This window comes from Stappia sp. 28M-7, from assembly GCF_014252955.1.
Taxonomy (GTDB): Bacteria; Pseudomonadota; Alphaproteobacteria; order Rhizobiales; family Stappiaceae; genus Stappia.
This window is the reverse complement of sequence record NZ_JACMIA010000001.1, coordinates 931,867-954,374: the sequence shown is the minus strand read 5'-3', so window position 1 is coordinate 954,374 and position 22,508 is coordinate 931,867. Positions and strand designations below refer to the sequence as shown.

The following is a 22,508-nucleotide window of genomic DNA, read 5'->3' as shown; positions in this document are numbered from 1 at the left end:
GCAGGATGTCATCCCGGTTTCGGCGAAGCCGAAGACCGGGAACCAGTAACCCCGAAAGGTAACGGCTCAGGCCCTAGCGCTGCCGCCAGACAGCCGGAGACGGCTGGCTTGGCGCCACCATCCGCTTCGGCGGATACTGGATACCCGCCTTCGCAGGTATGACAGCCGAGGATGTGGTGACCGCCTCCCGCCTCACACCTGCCGAGGGTGCCAATGGCTCCCGGCTCTCCGGCTTCGCCTGCGGCCGGGATGACGGCTTGAAAACGTGGCACGTCTCACCTCCTCCTCGGCCTTGACCCCGGCCAAGCGCAGCGCCGAGCCGAGATCGGAGAGCCGAGGGCCTCTCGGCCGCGCTCCCGCAAGACACCGCAACCGCCGTGGCTCTCCGGTTCCGGCTCGCGATGCTCGCCCGGAATGACGACCGGCGAGCCTGGTGCGAGGAGGCCATGCCACACAGGCGGAGCGTCACGCTCCTCTCTCCCCCTTGTGGGCGAAATGTCGGCGCAGCCGACAGAGGGGGGGCAGCGCCTGCGACGATCTTCCCATCAGCCGCACAAACGAAAACGGCCCCGCAAGCGGGGCCGTCTTGTAGCTGTATGGAGATGAAGCCTGCCTCAGTTGAGGCGCGTCTTCACTTCCTCGATGCTCTTGGCCAGAAGCTCTTCACCGACATTGCCGGCAACCTTCTTGGCGAGGATCGTCTCGGCGGCGGCCACCGCGATATCGGCGGCGCGCGCACGCACTTCCGAGATCGCCTGGGATTCGGCCTGGGCGATCTTGCGCTCGGCAGCGGCCGTGCGGCGGGCGATCAGGTCTTCCAGGGCCGCGTTGGCCTCGAGCGTCAGGCGGTCGGCCTCGCGCTTGGCTTCGGCGACGATGCCTTCGGCTTCGCTTTCGGCCTCCTGGCGGCGGCGCTGATAGTCGGCCAGCAGGGCCTGAGCTTCCTCGCGCAGACGGCGGGCGTCCTCAAGTTCCTTGCGGATCGTGTCGGCGCGCTTGTCCAGAGAGGTCCCGATCATGCCGGGGACCTTCACATAGACGATAATCGCCAGAAAGATGATGAGGCCGACGAAAGACCATGCAGTAGCGTCCATCAGTCTGTCCTCACTTCATCGCCGTATCGACGGCCTTGTTGAGTTCGGTCGCAGTCGGCGCCTTGCCGATCAGAGCCTCGACCAGCGCACTGGTGGTCTCCGTGGCAATCTCGCTGACATTGCCCAGCGCGGCGGCCTTGACCTCGGCGATGCGGGCCTCGGCCTGCGACAGCTTCTCGGCGAGACCCTTTTCGGTCTCGGAGCGGCGACGGTCGACGTCGGCCTTCAGCTTCTCGCGGGTTTCCTGGGCGATCTTGTGAGCGTTGTTGCGAGCTTCCGCCAGCGCCTGCTCATAGGCAGCGATCGCGGCGTTGCTCTCTTCGTTCAGACGGTTCGCCTCGGCGATGTCGCCGGCGATCCGGTCGCGGCGATCCTCCAGGATGCCGCTCAGGCGCGGCAGAGCCACCTTGCTCATGATCCAGTAGAGCAGGCCGAAGGTGATCGCGAGCCAGAGCAGCTGCGAAGGATAGGTCGCCCCGTCGAAAGGAGGGAACGTGCCGACCGAATGTTCGTCGGCCGGGATCTCGATGACAGCGTTGGTGCTGCCGTGTTGGGTCTCGGCGCCGGTCGTGGCCATTATCATCTCCAATGCCGCAGCCATGCTCGCATCGCGCCTTGCGCGAAGCGCCGGCCGGGCGCGCCATGCGCCCGGCCGGAAAGTTTGCGTCGCTGACGCAATCCGACGTCGTTATCAGACGGCGAAGAGCAGGAGAAGGGCGACGAGAAGCGAGAAAATGCCGAGCGCCTCGGTCACGGCGAAGCCGAAAATGAGGCGGCCGAACTGGCCATCAGCGGCAGACGGGTTGCGCAGGGCGCCCGACAGGTAGCTGCCGAAAATGTTGCCGAGGCCGAGAGCGGTACCGGCCATGCCAAGGCAGGCGAGACCCGCACCAATGTACTTTGCTGCTTCAGCTTCCATGACACTAGCTCCTTGAGGTGAGATTGCAGCGACGTAACGACGGCCCCGCCTTATTGCGGGGCCGAACCAAACTGACTCTTAGTGGCTCGGATGCAGGGCATCGTTGAGGTACATGCAAGTCAGAACCGTGAAAACATAGGCCTGCAGGAAGGACACCAGGAATTCAAGCCCGGTGATCGCGACGGTCATCGCGAGCGGCAGGATCGACAGCGCCGGCCCCATGATGCCCAGACCCTCGGCGGCGATCAGCGAGGTGACGAAGCCTGCGAAGACCTTCAGCGTGATGTGGCCCGCCAGCATGTTGGCGAACAGACGGACGGACAGGCTGACCGGACGCGACAGGAACGAGATGATCTCGATTGGCGTCACCAGGATGTACAGCACCGGCGGCACACCGTCCGGCATGAACAGCTTGAGGAACTTGGCGCCGTGCTTGGCGAAGCCGTAGATCATCACCGTACCGATCACCAGCATCGACAGCGCGAAGGTGACGATCAGGTGGCTGGTGACGGTGAAGAAGTAGGGAACCATGCCGATCAGGTTGGCGATCAGCACGAACATGAACAGCGAGAAGACCAGCGGGAAGAATCGCATTCCCTCGTTGCCGGCGGCATTTCTCAGCGTGTTCGCCACGAACTCGTAGGACATTTCCGCGATCGACTGCCAGCGTCCCGGAACCAGACCGCGTCCGCTCGTGGACAGGATCAGGAACGTCGCCACGACAGCCGTGGTCGCCACCATGAACAGCGAGGAATTGGTGAAGGAAAGATCGAGGCCACCGACCTCAATCGGAACGAGCTTGGTGATCTTGAACTGAGAGATCGGATCGTTCGCCACCGGGTTAGCCCCTCGTCTAGCGGTCGCATGGCACGCCGGCGTGCGAATCCCTTTCGCTCACCGGCCTGAATTCAGGTTCGAACTATCCGTCGCGCGTCCTGTCTTGCTGCTCCGCGATCAAGCCGGCAGAGCGCAAGACGTTCAGCACGCCCGCGACGAATCCCAACAAGAGAAAGACGATCAAGCCCCACGGACTCGTGCCGAAACCCTTGTCGATCATCCAGCCTATGGCCGCCCCGACCAGAACACCTGCGACGAACTCCGTCGACAGTTTCATGGCCTGGGCAAAGCCCTGCCCCGTACCCGAGGACGACACGCTTTTCTGGCCTTCGGCCTGCGCCGTCTTTTCCTCGAGCGCCCGTGCAAGCCGGTTTCTTCGCTCGGACAGTTCCGCTTCCGTTGGCCGTGCACCCCGCACGTCCGGTTCGTTCTCGTTCGGAGACATTGCTTTGGTCCCCTCTCCCGATACGCTCCGGCGTACGCCGCCGACCCCTGGAAGCCGGGCGCACCATAGTCGGCGCCCCTGCCCCTGTCAAGAACACGCAGAAAACAGCCAAACCATTGTTATAAATGCACTTTCAGGGTGGAAACCGGGCTGCGTCGAACTGTCCGCCGGCGCATCTTCACAGGACCGTGTTGCATCGCACCGCGATGATGCCGCCTCAGACCGCCTCGAGGAACCGCTCGGCGGTCTGCAGATCCACCGAAACCAGCTGCGAAACGCCGCGTTCGGCCATCGTCACGCCGAACAGGCGGTTCATCCGGGCCATGGTGATCGGGTTGTGGGTGATCACCACGAAGCGGGTGGCGGTGCTGCGGGTCATTTCGTCCAGGAGATCGCAGTAGCGCTCGACATTGGCATCGTCGAGCGGCGCATCCACCTCGTCCAGCACGCAGATCGGCGCTGGGTTGGTCAGGAAGACGGCGAAGATCAGCGCCATCGCCGTCAGCGCCTGCTCGCCGCCCGACAGCAGCGTCATGGTCTGCGGCTTCTTGCCCGGCGGGCGGGCGACGATCTCCAGGCCTGCGTCCAGCGGGTCCTCGGCGTCGACCAGCTGCAATTCGGCGGTGCCGCCGCCGAACAGATGGGTGAACAGGCGCTGGAAATGGCCGTTCACCGTCTCGAAGGCGGAGAGCAGGCGCTCGCGCGCCTCGCGGTTGATGTTGGAGATCGCCCCGCGCAGCCGCTTGATCGCCTCGATCAGGTCGTCGCGCTCGCCCACCAGCGAGCCGCGCTGCCCCTCGATCTCGGACAGTTCGTCCTCGGCGCGAAGGTTGACGCCGCCAAGGCGCTCGCGCTCGGCCTTCAGCCGCTCCACCCGGCGCTCGATGCCGTCCGGCTCGGGAAGCGGCGCCCCCTCCTTCAGCCCCGCCAGTCCGGGCAGGGCGGAGACGGCGACCTCCAGCGCCTCGTCGATTCGCGCCTCGATCTCGCTCTTGCGTCCCGTTGCGGCGGTCAGCCGCTCCTCGGCGCGGATGCGCCGCTCGCGCGCCTCGCCCAGCATCGACAGCGCCTGATGCGCCTGCTGGTCGGCTTCGCGCTGCTTTTCCTCGGCGGTGGCCAGCGCATCGTCGGCAACGCGGCGCGCCTCCTCGGCGGCCGAAATCTCGCTCAGCAGCGACCGGCGCTTGAGCTCGATATCCTCAGGCGCCTCCATCAGCTCCATGCGCTCTTCCTCGGCGGCGGCGATGCGCTCGCCCAGCACCTCGATCTGCTGGCGCGCACCGGCCGCCCGCTGGATCCAGCTGGCCCGCTCGCGGGCAATGGCCTCCAGCCGCCGGCGGCGGAGTTCGCTCTCGCGCGCCAAGCCGTCGGCCGCCGCCTGCTCGCGCGACAGAGCGGCGCGCGCTTCCGCGGCTTCCGCCCGCGCGGCATCGATCGCGGCCTGCAATCCCTCGCTGCCGGAAATCTCCTCGAGCGCGGCGGCGGTCATTTCCGCCGCCTCGCGCCCTTCGGCAAGGTCGCCGGCCAGCCGCTCCACGGTGGCGCGCAAGCCCGCAAGGCGCGCCTCGGCCTCCGCATGGGTGCGCTCCAGCCGCAGCACCTCCTGGCGCGCCGCATCGGCGGCAGAGCGCGCCGCACGCACGTCCTGGCGTGCGGTCTCCTCGGCCGCGCCGGCGCCGGCCAGCGCCTGTTCGGCCGCAACGAAAGCCTCGCGCAGGACCTCCAGCTGCTCGCCCGCCGCGTCGATTTCCAGCTCCAGCGCCGCCAGCCGGTTCTTGCGGGCAAGCCGCTGCGCGGCCGCGGTCGGCGCGTCGGCGGAGACGGTGAACCCGTCCCAGCGCCACACCGCGCCCTCGCGGCTGACGAGCCGCTGCCCCGGCTTCAGCTGGCGCATCAGGCCCGCTGCCGCTCCGTCCTCGACAAGGCCGATCTGGGCAAGGCGCCGGGCCAGTGCCGCCGGTCCCCGCACCACCTCGGAGAGAGGCCGGCAGCCGGCGGGAAGCTTGGGGTCCCCGGCCAGCGTCCCGCCGTCCGCCGCATCCGCGCTCCAGCGCATCGGCGCATCGCCGCCGACGGGGGCGTCCAGATCCTCGCCGAGCGCTGCACCCAGCGCCGTCTCGAAGCCCGGCTCCACCGTCATCGCCTCGACCACGGCCGGCCATTCGCCGGCCTGTCCGGCGGACAGCACCTCCTTCAGCGTGAGCGCTTCCGTCTCCAGGCGCGACAGCGCGGCTTCCGCATCGTTCAAGGGCCGGCGCGCGGCATCGACGGCGGCGCGGTGGCTGCGGGTCCGCTCCTCGGCCTCCAGCACGCGCTCTTCGGCGAGATCGAGCCGGCCTTCCGCGTCGAGCAGCGCCTCGCGTCCCATTTCCAGCGCCGGTGCGCCTTCGATATCGGCTTCCAGCGCGGCGACCTGCGCCGCCGCCTCGCCATGCTGGGCGACCAGCCGCTCGGCCCGCTGCACCGCCGCGCGATGCGCCTCCTCCAGCTGGCGCCGGCGGGCGACGATGCCCGCCTGTTCCTGGGTCAGAGCCGACAGCCGTTCCTCGGCCGCGGCCACGACCTCGCTTGCCGCCTCCACCGCAAGGCGCGCTTCCTCGGCGCGCTCCTCCTGCGACAGGTCCTCGCCGCGCAGCTCTTCCTCTTCCTCCGAGAGCAGCGACAGGTGCTCGTCGTTCTCGGACACCAGCGCCTGCTCGCGGGCGATGTCCTGATGCAGCTGCTGCAGGCGGCCGGTCAGGTCCGACAGGCGCTCGCGAATGCGACGCTCCTCGCCGTCCAGCTCGTTGCGGGCGATGACCAGCCGCTGCACGGCCGCGCCCGCGCGGGCCGCCGCCTCGCGCATCTCCGGCACCTTGTGGGCGGAGATCGCCTGGTTCTTCGCCGCTTCCGCCTGGGCCAGCGACACCAGCCGCACGCCCTCCTCGGCTTCGGCGAACTCGGCTTGCGCCGCCGCCAGCCTGTCCCGGCAGTCGATCCAGCGCAGATAATAGAGCCCGGCCTCGGCGGAGCGGATCTCGGCCGACAGGTTGCGGAAGCGGCTCGCCTGCCGGGCCTGGCGGCGCAGGCTGTCCAGCTGGCCGTCGATCTGGACCAGCACGTCCTCCAGCCGTTCCAGGTTCTGCTCGGCCGCGCGCAGGCGCAGCTCCGCCTCGTGACGGCGCGAATGCAGGCCGGAAATGCCGGCGGCCTCTTCCAGGATCTGGCGGCGGGAGGTCGGCTTGGCGGCGATCAGCTCGCCGATCTGGCCCTGACGCACGAGCGCGGGCGAGCGCGCGCCGGTCGAGGCATCGGCGAACAGCAGCTGGACGTCGCGGGCGCGCACATCGCGGGAATTGATCTTGTAGTTGGAGCCCGCCTCGCGCTCGATCCGCCGCGTCACCTCCAGCGCATCGCTGTCGTTGAAGCCGGCCGGCGCGGTGCGGTCGGCATTGTCGAGGAAGAGCGTGACTTCGGCGGTGTTGCGGGCCGGCCGGTTGAGGCTGCCGGAGAAGATGACGTCGTCCATGCCGGACGCGCGCATGTTCTTGTAGGAGTTCTCGCCCATCACCCAGCGCAGGGCCTCGACAAGATTGGACTTGCCGCAGCCGTTCGGCCCGACGACACCCGTCAGGCCGTCGCCGATGATGAATTCCATCGGCTCGACGAAGGATTTGAAACCGAGGACGCGGAGCTTGTTGAACTTCATGGGCGCAGCGTCAGGAGGCCGGCGGGGCGATCACGCCCCGCGCATGGGTCCGCTCGCCCGCCATGGCCCGCGCACGGGCAGCCGCCGGCGCCCGGGCACCGGCGGGGCCGGACCTAGAGATACTTGGCAGCTTCCTTGTCGAGTTCCTCAGGCGAGATCGCACCGTTGACCTTGTTGCCGTTGAAGAAGAACGTCGGCGTCGAGTCGACCCCGAACTGGCTCGAAGCACGGTCGCGCGTCGCATTGATCCCGTCAAGCAGAGCCTGATCGGTCAGGACCTTTTCGAAGCTCTCCTGGGTGAAGCCGATCTGCTTGGCGAAATTCAGCAGCGAGTTATACGGATCCTGGGTGAAGGCCCACGCGCGCTGCTCGGCGAACATGAAGTCGACCACCTCGAAATATTTGTCCTCCGGCACCGAGCGCGCCAGCATGAAGGCGGCCGAGGCGACGGGGTCGAGCGGGAACTCGCGGAAGACGAAGCGCGCCTTGCCGGTCTCCACATACTCCTTCTTGAGATGCGGATAGGTGTTCTTGTGGAAGTTGGCGCAGTGGCCGCAGGTCATCGAGGCGTATTCCACGATGGTGAGCGGCGCGTCCTCGCTGCCCAGCACCTTGTCGGGAAGCGCGCCCGGCTTCATCAGTTCCTCGACGTCGACCGACTGGGCAAAGGCCGGCATGGCCGGCAGCACGGTCCCGGCCAGGAGCAGGCCGGCGGAGGAACGCAGGATCAACTGTCGACGGTTCAGGCTCACGAGTATCTTCCCACTGAATGAAGGCATCTTTCGGCGTAAACGCTGTTTATCGCCTTTTGCGCGGAATTCAAACGACACGGATATTGTGGCGGCATTGGGAGCGCGAAAAACGGCGCGGTTCCGCCGACTTCACAAGATCGCGAGCAGAGCGGGCGGGCAATCGCAGGCACGGCTCGCGTCAGCGCGTGCGGGCCAGCACCGCCCGGCCCAGCCGCTCGAGGGCGGCACCCAGCGGCGTGCCCTCGACAGGGGCGAGGCGCTCGTGCAGTTCCGCCTCCTCCTCGCCGGTCAGCGGACGCAGCTTCGGCGGCGGCTTGCGGCGACGGTCGGTGACCGGGCGCTGCAGGATGCGGATCCGCTCGACCGCGGCCCAGCCGAAGAAGCCGTTGATGCGCTCGACCAGCTGCGGCATCTCGTGGGTCAGCAGCAGCGCGGTCGCCCCGTCCGTCTGCACCACCAGCGTCGCCGGGCGCGGGGTCTCGTCGAACTCGCCGCCGCGGCTGCCGCGCGGCCAGTCGAGCCGGATCGGCTGCACCCGGCCGGCATAGCGCTCGCCGACGATCTCCGGCCAGTCGGACAGGAGATCGGCGGCGGCAAAGCCGCGCTTGCGGCAGGCCGGCTCCAGCGTCTTGCCGATCAGGTCGGCAAGCGGACGCGCGCGCGTCACCCGGCGCATGTAGCCGGTGGCCGCTCCCGTATTGGTCCTGCTGTTCGACCTGCCGCCGGGTCGATATTGGCGCGAATCACTCATGTCCCCTGTTTCACGCGTGAATTGCGACCCTTTTGCGACGCGGGGGCTGCGGCCGGGCCTCCGTCACCATTGTCCACGTTGTGCGCACATCCTCGTCCGTGCCGCCTCCATCCACAGGCCGTGCGGGCCGTGAAACACAGAAGACTTGAAATCCCCCCGTGCCGCCCGATCCTCTTGCCCCATGACCGCAGCCCCCACGACCGCAACCCACACCGCTTCCGCCCCCGATCTCGCCGCCGCGCTGCTCGCCTGGTACGACCGGCATGCCCGCGTGCTCCCCTGGCGCGTGTCGCCGCGCGACCGTGGGCAGGGGCAGGTCCCCGATCCCTACCGGGTGTGGCTCTCCGAGATCATGCTGCAGCAGACGACGGTGCAGGCGGTGAAGCCCTATTTCGCCGCCTTCACCGAACGCTGGCCGACGGTGGCGGATCTTGCCGCGGCGGACGAGGCCGACGTCATGAAGGCCTGGGCGGGGCTCGGCTACTATTCGCGGGCGCGCAATCTCAAGGCCTGCGCCGAGGCGGTCGTGCGCCATCATGGCGGCACCTTCCCCGATACGGAGGAGGGCCTGCGCGCCCTGCCCGGCATCGGCCCCTATACGGCGGCGGCCATCGCCGCCATCGCCTATGACCTGCCGGCCGCCGTCGTCGACGGCAATGTCGAACGCGTCACCTCGCGCCTGCATGCCATCGAGACGCCGCTGCCGGCGTCCAAGCCGGACATCCGCTCCGCCGTCGCGCTGATGGTGCCGCGCGAGCGGCCCGGCGACTTCGCGCAGGCGATGATGGATCTCGGCGCCAGCCTGTGCAGCCCACGCAAGCCCGCATGCGCGCTCTGCCCATGGTCCACCCCTTGCGAGGCCCGGCGCCTCGGCATCGCCGAGACCCTGCCGGTCAAGCAGCGCAAGGCGGCAAAGCCCACCCGCTACGGCCTCGCCTTCGTCGTGAAACGCGAGGACGGTGCGGTGCTGCTGCGCAGGCGCCCGCCAAAGGGCCTGCTCGGCGGCATGAGCGAGCCGCCGGTCAGCGCCTGGGGAGAAGATGTCGACGGCGGCGACTTCACCCTGCTGCCGCCGGAGCTGGCCGCCGCGCGGCTGCGCTGGACGCGCGTTGCCAGCGACGTGCGGCACACGTTCACCCATTTCCATCTGGAGCTTGCGGTCTGGCACGCCACGGCACCGATGGACCTTGCCGCGCCGGACGGCTGCTGGTGGTCGGCGCCTTCCGACATCGGCAGCGAGGCGCTGCCGACGGTGATGCGCAAGGCGGTCGAGGCGGGCCTCAAGGCCTGACGTAAAGTTCCTCAGCAATTCGATTGCGTTTTCCGAAGAACTGCCGCATAGACGCGCACCTTTCGCCGTTGCGGAGACTTCGGCCGATGTTCACGCATTCCATTCCGGCATTGTTTTCCAGGGAAGAAACCCGCGAGATCGTTCGCCTTGCGGACGACGCGCAGGCGGCTGCGGGCGGTCTCGTCGGCGGCCTCCAGCACAACGATATCCGCCGGGCGCAGATCGCCTGGCTCGACGACACCGGCAGCGCCGCCTGGGTCATGGAGCGGATCGTCTCAGGCGTGGCGACCGCCAATCGCGAGCAGTTCGACTTCGCCATCACCGAGTTCGGCGAGCGGCTGCAGGTCGCGACCTATGACGAGAGCAATGCCGGCCACTACGACTGGCATTCCGACATCGGCGACGGCCCCATCGCGCGCCGGCGCAAGCTGACCATCGTGGTGCAGCTCACCGAGCCGGCCGATTATCAGGGCGGCGAATTGCAGATCAATCTCGGCAGCGCCGTGTTGTCGGCCGAGCGTGGCATCGGCGATGCCACGCTGTTCGCCTCCTTCATGCTGCACCGGGTGGCGCCGGTCTCGTCCGGCCGGCGCAAGTCGCTCACCTGCTGGTGCCACGGACCGCAGTTCCGCTAGAGCCGGGCGCCCCCTTTACTGGCCCCCTTTTACTGGAAAGCGGTCTCGGCGAAGGAGCGCAGCTTTCTGGAGTGCAGCCGCTCGCGCGGCATCGCCCGCAGGATCTCCATGCTGCGGATGCCGATGCGCAGATGCTGCGCCACCTGCCGCTTGTAGAAATCCGTCGCCATGCCCGGCAGCTTGAGTTCTCCGTGCAGCGGCTTGTCGGACACGCACAGCAGCGTGCCGTAGGGCACGCGGAAGCGGAAGCCATTGGCCGCGATCGTCGCCGATTCCATGTCGAGCGCGATGGCGCGCGACTGGGAAAAGCGCTGCACCGGCTCGCGGTGATCGCGCAGTTCCCAGTTGCGGTTGTCGATGGAGGCGACCGTGCCCGTGCGCATCACCCGCTTCAGCTCGTAGCCGGCAAGGCCGGTGATTTCCTCCACCGCCCGCTCCAGCGCCACCTGCACCTCGGCCAGCGGCGGGATCGGCACCCAGGTCGGTAGGTCCGCGTCCAGCACATGGTCTTCGCGCACATAGCCATGGGCCAGCACATAGTCGCCGAGCTTCTGGCTGTTGCGCAGGCCGGCGCAGTGACCCAGCATCAGCCACGCATGCGGGCGCAGCACCGCCACATGGTCGGTGATCGTCTTGGCGTTGGACGGACCGACGCCGATATTGATCATGGTGATGCCGGAGGCGTCCGGACGCACCAGGTGATAGGCCGGCATCTGCGGCAGCCGCTGCGACTGCCCGTCCTGCCGCTCGCGGCCCGCCTCCGTCACCAGGTTGCCCGGCTCGACGAAGCGGGTGTAGCCGCTTGCCGGATCGCTCATCAGCTCCTGCGCCAGCCGGCAGAACTCGTCGATATAGAACTGGTAGTTGGTCAGGATGACGAAGTTCTGGAAATGCTCGGCCGCCGTCGCGGTGTAGTGCTGCAGCCGGTGCAGCGAATAGTCGACGCGCGGCGCGGTGAAGGGTGCCAGCGGCCGCGGGGCTCCCGCCGGCACCTCGAAGGTGCCGTTGACGATGGCATCGTCCAGGATCGACAGGTCCGGCAGGTCGAAGACATCGGCCAGCGGGCGCTGCAGCACCTCCGCCGCCCCTTCCACATGGGTGCCGTCATAGAAGGCGAAATGCAGCGGGATCGGCAGGGAGCTCGTTCCCACCTCCACCGGCACCTCGTGATTGCGCAGCAGCAGCTCGATCTGCTCCTTGAGATAGTTGCCGAACAGGTCCGGGCGCGTCACCGTCGCGGAATGGACGCCGGGGCCCGACACGAAGCCATAGGCCAGCCGGCTGTCGATGCGCGAATGGGTGGCGGTGGCGATCCGCACTTCCGGATAGCAGGCGCGCACCCGCCCTTGCGGAATGCGGCCCGCCAGGAAGTCGGCAAAGGCATCGCGCAGGAAAGCGGCGTTGGTCTCGAACAACTCCCGCAGCCGGTCGACGGCGGCCTGCGCGTCGGTAAAGGCCTGGTAGGGAGCGTGCGGCGGCTCCCAGGTCGCCAGTTCCTGCGAGGGATCGGTGTTCGTGAACTCGTTGCCCATGGGCGTGCCTTTCTTTCTCTTGTTATTCTGGCAAGCCATTATGAAATTTCTTGCGGGGGCCGAAAAGTTTTTTCTCAGACGGTTTTCACGCCGCCGGCCATGCCCCTCCCGTTAACCTTCCCGCGCCGCGGCCGTTGCATTTCGCAAGTCCCCTCCCGGCCTGTTCCGAAAATCGGCAGGCCATGCAGGACATTAGGCAGAACTTGCCGCCCCGGCCCCCTTGCCCCAGCCGTTAACGAAGCGAAGCAGTGCGCCCCCGAAGGCCGCGAAAGGTAAACAGAGGATTGATTCAAAAGGCGTTTTTTCTCCGGCGCCTTAACTCCCGATTTACCAAGCCCGGTAACCATGATGCTCGTAATTGCGTGAGGTTCTGCGTCGCAATGAGTGTACAGCGTATCGGGGTGCCCACCGTGGCACCCCACTCCTTCCGAGCCCGTTCGACCGCCCCCAGCGCCGCCCCCGGCGCCGAGTGGATGGACACGATCATCAAGGGCGACTGCGTGGCGGCTCTCGAGCGCCTGCCGAAGGCGTCGGTGGATCTCGTCTTCGCCGACCCGCCTTACAATCTCCAGCTGGGCGGTGATCTGCATCGCCCGGACCAGTCGCGGGTGGATGCCTGCGACGACCATTGGGACCAGTTCGACAGCTTCGAGGCCTATGACGCCTTCACCCGTGCCTGGCTGATGGCCGTGCGGCGCGTGCTGAAGCCGGATGGCGGCCTGTGGGTCATCGGGTCCTATCACAACATCTTCCGGGTCGGCACGATCCTGCAGGATCTCGGCTTCTGGATCCTCAACGATGTCGTGTGGCTGAAGTCGAACCCGATGCCGAACTTCCGCGGCAAGCGCTTCACCAATGCCCACGAGACGATGATCTGGGCGTCGAAGTCGAAGGACGCGAAGTACACGTTCAACTACGAAGCCCTGAAGACGTTCAACGACGACCTGCAGATGCGGTCCGACTGGAACCTGCCGATCTGCACGGGCAGCGAGCGGCTGAAGGATGGTTCGGGGCAGAAGGTGCATCCAACCCAGAAGCCGGAAAGCCTGCTCTACCGGGTGCTGCTTGCTTCGAGCAATCCGGGCGACGTGGTGCTCGATCCCTTCTTCGGCACCGGCACCACCGGTGCGGTCGCCAAGCGGCTCGGCCGTCACTTCGTCGGCGTCGAGCGCGAGCAGGACTATATCGACGCCGCCAGGGCCCGCATCGATGCGGTCACGCCGGCGGAAGACGCCGCGCTGGCGATCAGCCAGGGCAAGCGTGCCGCCCCGCGCATTCCCTTCGGAAACCTGCTGGAGGCCGGCCTGCTGGCGCCGGGAGCCGAGCTGACCTGCGCCAAGGGCCGCAAGCGCGCCACCGTGCGTGCCGACGGCTCGCTCACCAGCGGCACCCATGCCGGATCGATCCACAAGGTCGGTGCGCTGGTCCAGGGCCTGGAGGCCTGCAACGGCTGGACCTACTGGCATTACGAGGATGCCGGCAAGCTGAAACCCATCGACGCGCTGCGCGAGACGCTGCGCGGCGCCAAGGCCGCCTGACGCACCCCGTCCGGCGCCCGCCCGTTCCTGAGAAGCGCTTCCCCGCGCGAAGGGCCGCCTCCGACCGGACACTCCGGCGGGGGCGGTTCCGCGTGCGGCCCCCGCATCAGGCGACGCCGAGAGGCCCCTCGCCGCGCTCGATCATCAGGGGCACGATCAGGTCTTCCTCGTCGTCGAGATGCCGCAGCAGGCCGTTCACCAGCAGGTCGCTGTCGGCGGCATAGACATCGGCCGCCCGGCGGATGCGGTCCATGTCGCCGCCCTCCAGCAGGCCCAGCAAGCCATTGGCGCTGGTGATCACCCGGCCGATGCGCTCGTGGATCAGCTCGTGATCGTTTTCCAGGATGTCGAAGCCGCGTTTGAGCCGCGTCTCGGCCGCCGCGAAGACCGGGAAATAATGCTGGTCCTCGATCATGTGGTGATGGTGCAGCTCGGTCAGGAAGTGCTGCAGGCGCGGCGCGAAATAGCCGCCGAACTGCATCGCCTCGACCTCTCCCTCGCGAAACCGCGTCAGCGCATCGGTCAGCGCCCCGCCCAGCTGGCGGAAGCCGTCATGGCGGGTCAGCCAGAAGCGGGCGAGATCGCCGAGCTCCGCATTCCCGTCCCAGCCCTCGCGCGGATGACGGCGCAAAAGGTACAGCAGCTCCTCGGAAAGCCCCTGCCGCAAGTCGAGATCGTCTGTCACCGCCGCCGCTCCTGACGTTTTCCTGATGTTCTCCGCCCCGCCTCATGCGGCAAGATGGGGCGCAAGGTCAATGCGGCAACGCCGGATTGGGCGGCGATGCCCTCGGATCCCCTCCACTCGCCCCGCCCTCTCCCTGCGTCCTCCCGGACGGCGCGTGAGCGCCGAGCCGGGACCGGAGAGCCGAGGGCGTTTGAGGGGCACGCAGAGCACACTCCGACCGCTTGTGCCTCTCCGGTTCCGGGTCGCGCTGCGCTTGCCCGGAATGACGAAGGCAGAGGCATCCGCGACGACACGCTGGCCGAGCCCCCGTGCTCCCCTCTCCCCCTTGAGGGGGAGATGTCGGCGCAGCCGACAGAGGGGGGTGAGCAGTCCCCCCCAAACGAAAACGCCCGGCACGGGGCCGGGCGTTCGTGTCGTACTGGCAAGGCCGTCCGGATTACTCCGCGGCCTGCGGCTGCACCGCCTGGGCTGCCGGGCGCTCCCACTTGAGCACCGGGTTGCGCGCCGCCCGCGTCTCGTCGAGACGGCCGCGCGGGGCATGGAACGGCGCCCCCTTGAAGCGGTCCGTCTCGCCCTTCTGCGCGCTCAGGACGAGGTCGCGCATGGTGGCGATGAACAGATCGAGCGAGGAGCGGCTCTCCGATTCCGTCGGCTCGATCAGCATCGCGCCGTGGACGACCAGCGGGAAATACATGGTCATCGGGTGGTAGCCCTCGTCGATCATCGCCTTGGCGAAGTCGAGCGTGGTGACGCCGGTATCCTTGAGGAAGCTGTCGTCGAACAGCACCTCATGCATGCACCAGCGCTGGCCGAAGGGCAGGCTCATCAGGTCCTGCAGGCCGACGCGCACGTAGTTGGCGTTGAGCACCGCGTCCTCGGACGCCTGCTTCAACCCGTCGGCGCCGTGGCTCTTCATGTAGGCGAGCGCGCGCACATACATGCCCATCTGGCCGTGGAAGGCGGTCATGCGGCCGAAGGGCTGCTCGCCGTCCTTGAGCTCGGCATCCGTTTCCACCCACTCGATGCCGCCCTCGCCCTTGCGCAGGAAGGGCAGCGGGGCGAACGGCGCCAGGCGCTCCGACAGCACCACGGGACCTGCACCGGGACCGCCGCCGCCATGCGGGGTGGAGAAGGTCTTGTGCAGGTTGATGTGCATGGCGTCGACGCCGAGATCGCCCGGACGGGCCTTGCCGACGATGGCGTTGAAGTTCGCGCCGTCGCAGTAGAAATAGCCGTCCGCGGCGTGGATCGCCTCGGCGATGGCGATAATGTCGCGCTCGAACAGGCCGCAGGTGTTGGGGTTGGTCAGCATGATGCCGGCGATGTCGCCCTCATGCTCCTTGATGCGCGCCTTGACCGCCGCCGGATCCACCGTGCCGTCCTCGCGCGCCTCGATGGAGACCACCTTGTAGCCGAGGAGCGCGGCCGTCGCCGGGTTGGTGCCATGGGCCGATTCCGGCACCAGGACGATCTTCGGGTCGCGGCCGGCCGCCTGATGCGCGGCCTTGATCGCCATCATGCCGCACAACTCGCCATGGGCGCCGGCCTTCGGGCTCATCGCCACCGCGCTCATGCCGGTCATGGTGACCAGCCAGTGCGCCAGCTCTGCGATCAGTTCGACCGCGCCGGTCACCGTCGACAGCGGCTGCAGCGGATGCACGTCGCCGAAGCCCGGCAGGCGCGCCATCTTCTCGTTGAGGCGCGGATTGTGCTTCATCGTGCAGGAGCCGAGTGGATAGAGGCCGGCGTCGATGGCGTAGTTCTTGGACGACAGGCGCACATAGTGGCGCATGGTCTCCGGCTCGGTCAGCGCCGGCAGGTCCGGCACCGCCTTGCGGGCATGGCTGCCCAGCGCCGGTGCGAAGTCCTCCGCCTCGTCGAGGTCGACGCCGCACACATCCATGCGGCCGATCTCGAAGAGCAACGGCTCTTCCATGGCCAGCGCCTTGTTGCCGGTGAAGGTCGCACGCTCGCTGGTGATCGCCGTCTCGGCAGGGGCGGACGGACGGCCCTGATTGTTCATGCTCATGCCAGCACCTCCTTCAGTGCCGCGACGAAGGCCGCGCGGTCCTCGTCGGAATTGACTTCGCTCGATGCGACGAGCAGCAGGTCGGCAAGCTCGGCCTGGCCCGGCTCCAGCCGCGACACCGGCACGCCGCCGAGCACACCCTTTTCGGCAAGCGCCTCGACCACCTCGGCCGCCGGCTTCGGCAGCTTGACGGTGAACTCGTTGAAGAAGGCGTCGTTGAGCACCTTCACGCCGGCAACGCCTTCCAGCGCGCCCTTCAGCTTCACCGCGTTGGCGTGGTTGATGCGAGCGAGCTTGGCGAGACCATTACCGCCGAGCAGCGTCATGTGGATGGTGAAGGCCAGACAGCAGAGGCCCGAATTGGTGCAGATGTTCGACGTCGCCTTGTCGCGGCGGATGTGCTGCTCGCGGGTCGAGAGCGTCAACACGAAGCCGCGCTTGCCGTTGGCATCGACCGTCTCGCCGCACAGGCGCCCCGGCATCTGGCGGATGAACTTCTGCCGCGTCGCGAAGAGGCCGACGTAAGGCCCGCCGAAATTGAGGCCGTTGCCGATGGACTGGCCCTCGCCGACGACGATGTCGGCGCCCTGCTCGCCCGGCGCCTCGATCAGGCCCAGCGACACCACCTCGGTGAAGACGGCAATCAGCAGCGCGCCATGGGCATGCGCCTTCTCGGCGATCGGCTTCAGGTCGATCAGCTGGCCGTAGAAGGACGGCGACTGCACCACCACGCAGGAGGTCTCGTCGTCGATGGCGGCCAGAATGTCCTCGGTGCCTGCGGGATCGGCCGGCAGCGCCTCGACCCGGTCGCCGGCCATCGAGCTCAGGCCCTCGACCACCTGTCGATACTGCGGGTGCAACCCGCCGGACAGCACCGCCTTGTTGCGGCGGGTCACCCGGTGCGCCATCAGCACGGCTTCGGCCGTGCCGGTCGAGCCGTCATACATGGAGGCGTTGGCGACCTCCATGCCGGTGAGCGCGGCCACCTGGGTCTGGAACTCGAACAGATACTGCAGCGTGCCCTGCGTCACCTCCGGCTGGTACGGCGTGTAGGAGGTGAGGAATTCGGAGCGCTGGATCAGGTGGTCGACGCTGGCCGGCACATGATGCTTGTAGGCGCCGGCGCCGACGAAGAACGGCACCGAGGAGGCGGCGACATTCTTGCCGGCCATGCGCGACAGGTCGCGCTCGACCGCGAATTCGCTCTGGCGGCGCGGCAGGTCCAGCAGACCGTCGATGCGGGCGCTCTTGGGGATGTCGACGAAGATCTCGTCCACATCGGAAATGCCGACACGCGCCAGCATGTCGGCACGGTCGGTATCGGACAGCGGCAGATAGCGCATGTCACGCTCCTTGGGAGTTGTCGGCAAGCGTGGCGGGCACGGCCTCGACCACGATCTCGCTTTTCACGGAATTGGCGATGAAGCAGGCCTCGTGAGCCTGGTGATGCAGGGCGTCGATCCGGCCAGGCTCGGGCAGCGTGTCGCCGGCCAGCACGATCTGCGGGCGCAGCACGACGCGGGTCACGGCCATCTTTCCGGGCGCGACCCGCTCCATGGTGCCCTCGGCCGCGTCGCGGTAGCTCTCGACCACCAGCCCGTCGCGGCGGGCAAGATCGAGGAACCACAGCATGTGGCAGCTGGAGATCGCGGCCACGAAGGCCTCTTCCGGGTCGATTGCCGCCTCGACGGAGTTGGGCAGCGGCACGACACTCGGCGAAGCCGAGGCCGGCACGGTGATACCGCCGTCGAAGGACCAGTCATGGCCGCGGCTGTAGGCGTTGGCGGCAAAGTCGCCCTGCCGCCGCCAGCTCACATCGGCCCGGTAGAGGTGCCGTGCCATGGATCAGAGCCCCTCTACATGCGCCTTGTAGGCGGCCTCGTCCATCAGACTGTCGAGCTGCGAGGTGTCGGCCAGGCGGATCTTGACGAACCACGCCGCGCCTTCCGGATCCTCGTTCACCTTGCCCGGCTCGTCGGCCAGCACGCCGTTGGCCTCGACGATCTCGCCGTCGAGCGGGGCATAGACCTCGGAAGCTGCCTTGACGCTTTCGACGACCGCCGCCTCGTCGCCCTTGGAGACCTTGCGGCCGACCTCGGGCAGCTCGACGAACACGACGTCGCCCAGCTGCTGCTGGGCATAGTCGGTGATGCCGACCGTGGCGACGTCGCCCTCGACGGTGATCCACTCGTGGTCTTCGGTGTAGCGGGTGCTCATTTCACTTGTCCTCCGGAAGGCCTTCAGGCCGCTTCAGGTTGTCTGGAACGATAGGCAAAGGGCCGTCAGGCGGACGGCTTGCGATAGTAGCGCTGGGGAACGAAGGGCATGTCGGCGATGCTCGCCTCGAGCTCGCGGCCGCGCACCACCAGCTTCACCGGCGTGCCGACACCCGCATGGGCCGGGTCGACATAGCCCATGGCAATCGGGGCACCCAGCGTCGGCGCGAAGCCGCCCGAGGTGAGAACGCCGATAACGCTGCCATCGGCGGCGCGGATCTCCGCGCCCTCGCGGGCCGGGGCACGGCCGGCGAGCGTCAGGCCGACGCGCACGCGCGACGGCCCGTCCGCCAGTTCGGACAGGATGCGGGCCGCGCCCGGGAAATTGGCCTCTTCCTTGCGGCGCTTCTGCAGCACGAAGGTGATCGCGCCCTCGACCGGCGAGGTGGTCTCGTCGAGGTCGTGGCCGTAGAGGCAAAGCCCGGCTTCGAGGCGCAGCGAATCGCGCGCGCCGAGCCCGATCGGGGCGACGCGCTCGTCGGCGAGCAGGGCCCGGGCCAGCGGCTCGGCAGCACCGGCCGGCACGGAGATCTCGTAGCCGTCCTCGCCGGTATAGCCGGAGCGCGACACATAGACGGCGATGCCGTCAAATTCCATCTGCGCAACGCCCATGAAGGCCATGTCCGCGGCGGCCGGCGCATGGGCGGCCATCACCTCGGCCGCCATCGGGCCCTGCAGCGCGATCAGCGCGCGGTCCTCGATGACCTCCAGCTTCACGTTATCGGGAAGGTTCGCCGCGATCAGCGCGTAGTCGACCGCCTTGCGCGAGGCGTTGACAACCAGGAACAGCCGGCCCTCGTTTTCCGGCCCTTGCGGCCGCGCGACCATCAGGTCGTCGACGATGCCGCCTTCGGCATTCAGAAGTACGGTGTAGCGCTGGCGGCCGGGCTTCAGCACGGCGACGTCGGAGGGAACCATCGCCTCGAGCGCGCGGGCCGTCGTCTCATGGTCCGGGCCGACCAGCCAGGCCTGGCCCATATGCGACACGTCGAAGAGGCCGGCCTTCTCGCGGGTATGGCTGTGCTCGGCGATGATGCCGGCGGGATACTGGACCGGCATCTCGTAGCCGGCGAACGGCACGAGACGCGCACCGAGCTCGCGGTGCAGGTCCGTCAGGGGCGTCGAAAGCAGAGGTCCGTCGGCGTGATCGGCCATTTGGTCGTCCTGGCGCTAGAGGGTCTGGTGACGCGAACACGGTTTCGTATCCACGCACCCCCTCTGTCCTGACGACCTGAGAGATTTCCCGCCCGGCTTCCGGTCCGTGACCGGCGCCCGTAATTGAGGCGGTTACTCCTTCGGTGAGCCCGGCCCCGACCCGAAGGGCGGTCCGGACTTCTTTCCAGAGCGTTGCTCGACCTGCGGTCCTTTTGCCTGAGAGTTTCCGGGGCGGTTGCTCCTTCGGCGCCGGCACCCGTGATGCCGATCTCTCCCGCAAGTCCTTGAAGCAGGATCGCGAAGACGTGCGTCTTCAGGTCCCTGCCGGCGGCGCACAACGTCCACGCCGCCTTTCGTGTCGCATTGTCGACAGCGCCTGTCGCACTGTCAACATGCCCTCCCTATTGCCGACGTTTTCCCTTCTCGTCCAGCGCAATCTGCACCTTTGCCGAACCGCCCTGGGGAATAGAGACATTCTCCTCCACCAGCGCCCACTGCTCGGCCGGTGCGCCCGCGCCCAGCGTCACCGGGATGGACAGCTGGCGAACCTGCGGCTTGGCCTTGGCAGCGTCGGTATCCGAGACGGAAATGCGCAGCGGCAGCAGGATCTCGCCGCCCGGCCAGGCCGGGCCCGGCGTCACGCGTCCGGACACGCCGACAGTCATCAGCACGCCGCCATCGGCGCCGCGCTGGCACTTGCGCGCCCACTTCTCGATATTCGCCTGATAGCGCAGGCCCTGCGGGTCGTCCTGCTTGCCCCGGTCGTAGGTCATGAGCAAATAGCCGTCGGGCTCCACTCCCAGCGGCGGACAGGGGACCTCCTGGCGGAAGGTCTCGGGGTTGATGTCCTCCACCACCGACTTGCCGGCGGCGTTGCCGGAGATCACGGTCTTGGCCACATCGTTGCTGACCCCTGCGATATCCGTACCGCAGGCCGCAACGGCAAGGCCGAGTGCGAGCGAGGCGAGCGGGCCCGTACGACGGATCCAGTCGGCGTGCTGCATGCCAATCTTCCCAATTCTGCTCAAGGACGCATACTCGTTCAGGGGAACGTCTATATCAGGCGGACCGGCGCTTGGCGAGCGGCTGCGGGTGCGCGGCGATTTCCCGCCTCACGACTTGGCCGGCTACCCTTGACACGCCCTGCCCCCATACCTCTATTGCCAGCAAAGCCCGTGCGTCGCGGCTCCCCGCCGACGCCGACTGCAAGGAGGCCCTCTTGGCTTCAGACCCTTCCGCCGGAAACCGCCCGCCGCTCAAGGTGCTGCTTTGCGCCCCGCGGGGCTTTTGCGCCGGCGTCGACCGTGCCGTCCAGATCGTCGAGCTGGCGCTCGAGCGCTTCGGCGCGCCGGTCTACGTGCGTCACGAGATCGTGCACAACAAGTTCGTCGTCGAGAGCCTGAAGACCAAGGGCGCCGTCTTCGTCGAGGAGCTGGACGAGATCCCGGACGGCCATCACGACCGCCCGGTGGTGTTCTCCGCCCATGGCGTGCCGAAGTCGGTGCCCGAGGACGCGCGCTCGCGCAACATGTTCTATCTCGACGCCACCTGCCCGCTGGTCTCCAAGGTCCACAAGGAAGCGGAGATCCACTTCCGCCGCGGCCGCGAGATCGTGCTGATCGGCCATGCCGGCCATCCGGAAGTCATCGGCACGATGGGCCAGCTGCCCGAGGGCGCGGTGCGCCTCGTCGAGACGGTGGAGGACGCGCGAGCGTTCGAGCCGGCCGGCGACCGGCCGCTGGCCTGGATCACCCAGACCACGCTGTCGGTGGACGACACCGCCCAGATCGTCGAGGTGCTGACCGCCCGCTTCCCCGACATCGTCGCCCCGCACAAGGACGACATCTGCTACGCCACCACCAACCGGCAGGAAGCGGTGAAGGCCGTTGCCCCGGACGTCGAGGCGCTGATCGTCGTCGGCGCGCCGAACTCGTCGAACTCGCAGCGCCTGCGCGAGGTCGCCGAGCGTGCCGGCTGCCCGGTCGCGCTCCTCGTGCAGCGCGCCGCCGACATTCCCTGGGACACGCTTCCGCCGCTGACGAGCCTTGGCATCACCGCCGGCGCCTCCGCGCCCGAGGTCTTGGTGGAGGAGATCATCGCCGCATTTGCCGAACGCTACGAGGTCACTGTCGACAGCGTGCGCACGGCTGAGGAGACGATCTCCTTCAACCTGCCGCGCGCCCTGCGCGAGGCGGCCGAGTAACGTCGCGCAGCAACGGGGGGAAAGCGGATGGAGTGGCTTGGCGTCTTCGTCGCGGTTTTCGCGATCTTCCTGCCGGCCCTGATGCTGCCGGGGCCGGATTTCATCGCCGTCGTGCGCTCCTCGATGGCGCATGGCGCCCGCGCCGGACTGCTGACCACCGCCGGCGTCTCGCTCGGCCTTGGCGTCTACGCGACGCTCTCGCTCGTCGGCCTCTCCGCCCTGCTCGTGCAGTACCAGTGGCTTGCCGTGGTGCTGCGCGTTGCCGGCGGGCTCTATCTCGCCTGGCTCGGCCTCCGGCTGCTCTTTGCCCGGCCACAGGAGCTGGAGCTTGATGCTGCCGCCCGCACCCCGCGCCGCAATCCGCTGGTCTTCGGCTTCCTCGTCACCATGACCAACCCGAAGGCCATCGTGCTGTTCGCCAGTGTCTTCGCCACCTCGGTCAGCGCGACGACGCCAGCCTGGGTGCTCGTCGCCATGGTGGCCCTGGTCGTCGTCTCGGCCGCGCTGTGGTACACGCTGGTCAGCCTGTTCATGTCGTCCGCGCCGGTGCTGCGCCGCTTTTCCGGCCTGCAGCACTGGATCGAGCGCGTGGCCGGCGCCTGCTTCGTCGCCATCGGCGGGCGCATCCTTGCCGATGCACGCAATCCGCTCTCGCCCTGACCCTTCTCACGCCCGGAA

General features: G+C 67.9%; 21 protein-coding genes and 1 riboswitch. Of the genes, 5 read left to right on the top strand and 16 right to left on the bottom strand.

Annotated features, from left to right (window positions below; translation table 11 throughout):
• Positions 1-614: 614 nt before the first annotated feature.
• From H7H34_RS04345 to H7H34_RS04310, 8 genes are all read right to left on the bottom strand, one after another.
• Positions 615-1,094: a F0F1 ATP synthase subunit B gene (locus tag H7H34_RS04345; RefSeq protein ID WP_185924364.1), complete on the bottom strand. Its 480-nt coding sequence runs from the start codon at positions 1,092-1,094 to the stop codon at positions 615-617.
• A 10-nt stretch (positions 1,095-1,104) separates the two neighbouring features.
• Positions 1,105-1,671: a F0F1 ATP synthase subunit B gene (locus H7H34_RS04340; RefSeq protein WP_120268697.1), complete on the bottom strand. Its 567-nt coding sequence runs from the start codon at positions 1,669-1,671 to the stop codon at positions 1,105-1,107.
• Positions 1,672-1,785: 114 nt separating this feature from the next.
• Positions 1,786-2,013 (bottom strand): F0F1 ATP synthase subunit C, encoded by a 228-nt coding sequence (locus tag H7H34_RS04335; RefSeq protein ID WP_067220716.1) that lies wholly within the window; start codon positions 2,011-2,013, stop codon positions 1,786-1,788.
• Positions 2,014-2,091: 78 nt separating this feature from the next.
• Complete coding sequence (locus H7H34_RS04330; protein ID WP_120268696.1) at positions 2,092-2,850, bottom strand: F0F1 ATP synthase subunit A; 759 nt, start codon at positions 2,848-2,850, stop codon at positions 2,092-2,094.
• Between the two features lie 82 nt (positions 2,851-2,932).
• Positions 2,933-3,295, bottom strand: a complete 363-nt coding sequence (locus H7H34_RS04325) for an AtpZ/AtpI family protein (protein ID WP_120268695.1) — start codon at positions 3,293-3,295, stop codon at positions 2,933-2,935.
• A gap of 217 nt (positions 3,296-3,512) precedes the next feature.
• On the bottom strand, positions 3,513-6,983 hold the full coding sequence (gene smc, locus H7H34_RS04320) for a chromosome segregation protein SMC (RefSeq protein WP_185924363.1): 3,471 nt from the start codon (positions 6,981-6,983) through the stop codon (positions 3,513-3,515).
• 113 nt (positions 6,984-7,096) lie between these two features.
• Positions 7,097-7,735, bottom strand: coding sequence for a DsbA family protein (locus H7H34_RS04315; protein WP_120268693.1), 639 nt, complete (start codon positions 7,733-7,735; stop codon positions 7,097-7,099).
• A 178-nt stretch (positions 7,736-7,913) separates the two neighbouring features.
• Entirely contained in the window at positions 7,914-8,486 is a 573-nt protein-coding gene (locus tag H7H34_RS04310; RefSeq protein ID WP_209006152.1) for a DUF721 domain-containing protein, read from the bottom strand.
• A 181-nt stretch (positions 8,487-8,667) separates the two neighbouring features.
• Between H7H34_RS04310 and mutY the strand changes: the two genes are divergently transcribed.
• A complete protein-coding gene (gene mutY, locus H7H34_RS04305; protein ID WP_185924361.1) occupies positions 8,668-9,777 on the top strand; it encodes an A/G-specific adenine glycosylase in 1,110 nt (369 codons plus the stop codon).
• Between the two features lie 86 nt (positions 9,778-9,863).
• On the top strand, positions 9,864-10,412 hold the full coding sequence (locus H7H34_RS04300) for a 2OG-Fe(II) oxygenase (protein WP_185924360.1): 549 nt from the start codon (positions 9,864-9,866) through the stop codon (positions 10,410-10,412).
• Positions 10,413-10,441: 29 nt separating this feature from the next.
• On the opposite strand, the gene H7H34_RS04295 is transcribed toward H7H34_RS04300, so the two are convergent.
• Positions 10,442-11,944, bottom strand: coding sequence for an AMP nucleosidase (locus tag H7H34_RS04295; protein ID WP_185924359.1), 1,503 nt, complete (start codon positions 11,942-11,944; stop codon positions 10,442-10,444).
• Positions 11,945-12,417: 473 nt separating this feature from the next.
• Here H7H34_RS04295 and H7H34_RS04290 point away from each other — a divergent pair, with 473 nt between their 5' ends.
• Positions 12,418-13,482 (top strand): site-specific DNA-methyltransferase, encoded by a 1,065-nt coding sequence (locus H7H34_RS04290; protein ID WP_245165234.1) that lies wholly within the window; start codon positions 12,418-12,420, stop codon positions 13,480-13,482.
• 106 nt (positions 13,483-13,588) lie between these two features.
• On the opposite strand, the gene H7H34_RS04285 is transcribed toward H7H34_RS04290, so the two are convergent.
• From H7H34_RS04285 to H7H34_RS04255, 7 genes are all read right to left on the bottom strand, one after another.
• Entirely contained in the window at positions 13,589-14,167 is a 579-nt protein-coding gene (locus H7H34_RS04285) for a hemerythrin domain-containing protein (RefSeq protein WP_185924357.1), read from the bottom strand.
• Between the two features lie 436 nt (positions 14,168-14,603).
• The gene (gene gcvPB, locus H7H34_RS04280) at positions 14,604-16,196 is read right to left on the bottom strand and encodes an aminomethyl-transferring glycine dehydrogenase subunit GcvPB (RefSeq protein ID WP_185924356.1); all 1,593 of its coding nucleotides are present in this window, start codon (positions 16,194-16,196) and stop codon (positions 14,604-14,606) included.
• Entirely contained in the window at positions 16,193-17,539 is a 1,347-nt protein-coding gene (gene gcvPA, locus H7H34_RS04275; RefSeq protein ID WP_185924355.1) for an aminomethyl-transferring glycine dehydrogenase subunit GcvPA, read from the bottom strand. The genes gcvPB and gcvPA overlap by 4 nt, the downstream gene beginning before the upstream one ends.
• A gap of 1 nt (position 17,540) precedes the next feature.
• Positions 17,541-18,038, bottom strand: coding sequence for an OsmC family protein (locus H7H34_RS04270; RefSeq protein ID WP_185924354.1), 498 nt, complete (start codon positions 18,036-18,038; stop codon positions 17,541-17,543).
• A 3-nt stretch (positions 18,039-18,041) separates the two neighbouring features.
• On the bottom strand, positions 18,042-18,413 hold the full coding sequence (gene gcvH, locus H7H34_RS04265) for a glycine cleavage system protein GcvH (protein ID WP_067339736.1): 372 nt from the start codon (positions 18,411-18,413) through the stop codon (positions 18,042-18,044).
• A gap of 65 nt (positions 18,414-18,478) precedes the next feature.
• Positions 18,479-19,627: a glycine cleavage system aminomethyltransferase GcvT gene (gene gcvT / locus H7H34_RS04260; RefSeq protein WP_185924353.1), complete on the bottom strand. Its 1,149-nt coding sequence runs from the start codon at positions 19,625-19,627 to the stop codon at positions 18,479-18,481.
• Between the two features lie 194 nt (positions 19,628-19,821).
• Positions 19,822-19,914: riboswitch (glycine riboswitch) on the bottom strand.
• Positions 19,915-20,028: 114 nt separating this feature from the next.
• Positions 20,029-20,631 (bottom strand): hypothetical protein, encoded by a 603-nt coding sequence (locus tag H7H34_RS04255; RefSeq protein WP_120268683.1) that lies wholly within the window; start codon positions 20,629-20,631, stop codon positions 20,029-20,031.
• A gap of 215 nt (positions 20,632-20,846) precedes the next feature.
• Between H7H34_RS04255 and ispH the strand changes: the two genes are divergently transcribed.
• Together ispH and H7H34_RS04245 are read left to right on the top strand one after the other, a co-directional pair.
• Complete coding sequence (gene ispH, locus H7H34_RS04250; protein ID WP_185924352.1) at positions 20,847-21,830, top strand: 4-hydroxy-3-methylbut-2-enyl diphosphate reductase; 984 nt, start codon at positions 20,847-20,849, stop codon at positions 21,828-21,830.
• A gap of 27 nt (positions 21,831-21,857) precedes the next feature.
• Positions 21,858-22,490 (top strand): LysE family translocator, encoded by a 633-nt coding sequence (locus tag H7H34_RS04245; RefSeq protein WP_185924351.1) that lies wholly within the window; start codon positions 21,858-21,860, stop codon positions 22,488-22,490.
• The last annotated feature ends 18 nt before the right edge of the window (positions 22,491-22,508 follow it).

Coding starts and splice junctions, on each gene's coding strand:
- H7H34_RS04270 (WP_185924354.1), bottom strand. CDS start 18,038: ATGGCACGGCACCTCTACCGGGCCGATGTGAGCTGGCGGCGGCAGGGC.
- H7H34_RS04290 (WP_245165234.1), top strand. CDS start 12,418: ATGGACACGATCATCAAGGGCGACTGCGTGGCGGCTCTCGAGCGCCTG.
- H7H34_RS04255 (WP_120268683.1), bottom strand. CDS start 20,631: ATGCAGCACGCCGACTGGATCCGTCGTACGGGCCCGCTCGCCTCGCTC.
- H7H34_RS04345 (WP_185924364.1), bottom strand. CDS start 1,094: ATGGACGCTACTGCATGGTCTTTCGTCGGCCTCATCATCTTTCTGGCG.
- smc (WP_185924363.1), bottom strand. CDS start 6,983: ATGAAGTTCAACAAGCTCCGCGTCCTCGGTTTCAAATCCTTCGTCGAG.
- H7H34_RS04310 (WP_209006152.1), bottom strand. CDS start 8,486: ATGAGTGATTCGCGCCAATATCGACCCGGCGGCAGGTCGAACAGCAGG.
- H7H34_RS04335 (WP_067220716.1), bottom strand. CDS start 2,013: ATGGAAGCTGAAGCAGCAAAGTACATTGGTGCGGGTCTCGCCTGCCTT.
- H7H34_RS04245 (WP_185924351.1), top strand. CDS start 21,858: ATGGAGTGGCTTGGCGTCTTCGTCGCGGTTTTCGCGATCTTCCTGCCG.
- H7H34_RS04340 (WP_120268697.1), bottom strand. CDS start 1,671: ATGGCCACGACCGGCGCCGAGACCCAACACGGCAGCACCAACGCTGTC.
- mutY (WP_185924361.1), top strand. CDS start 8,668: ATGACCGCAGCCCCCACGACCGCAACCCACACCGCTTCCGCCCCCGAT.
- gcvPA (WP_185924355.1), bottom strand. CDS start 17,539: ATGCGCTATCTGCCGCTGTCCGATACCGACCGTGCCGACATGCTGGCG.
- gcvT (WP_185924353.1), bottom strand. CDS start 19,627: ATGGCCGATCACGCCGACGGACCTCTGCTTTCGACGCCCCTGACGGAC.
- H7H34_RS04300 (WP_185924360.1), top strand. CDS start 9,864: ATGTTCACGCATTCCATTCCGGCATTGTTTTCCAGGGAAGAAACCCGC.
- H7H34_RS04325 (WP_120268695.1), bottom strand. CDS start 3,295: ATGTCTCCGAACGAGAACGAACCGGACGTGCGGGGTGCACGGCCAACG.
- H7H34_RS04295 (WP_185924359.1), bottom strand. CDS start 11,944: ATGGGCAACGAGTTCACGAACACCGATCCCTCGCAGGAACTGGCGACC.
- gcvH (WP_067339736.1), bottom strand. CDS start 18,413: ATGAGCACCCGCTACACCGAAGACCACGAGTGGATCACCGTCGAGGGC.
- gcvPB (WP_185924356.1), bottom strand. CDS start 16,196: ATGAGCATGAACAATCAGGGCCGTCCGTCCGCCCCTGCCGAGACGGCG.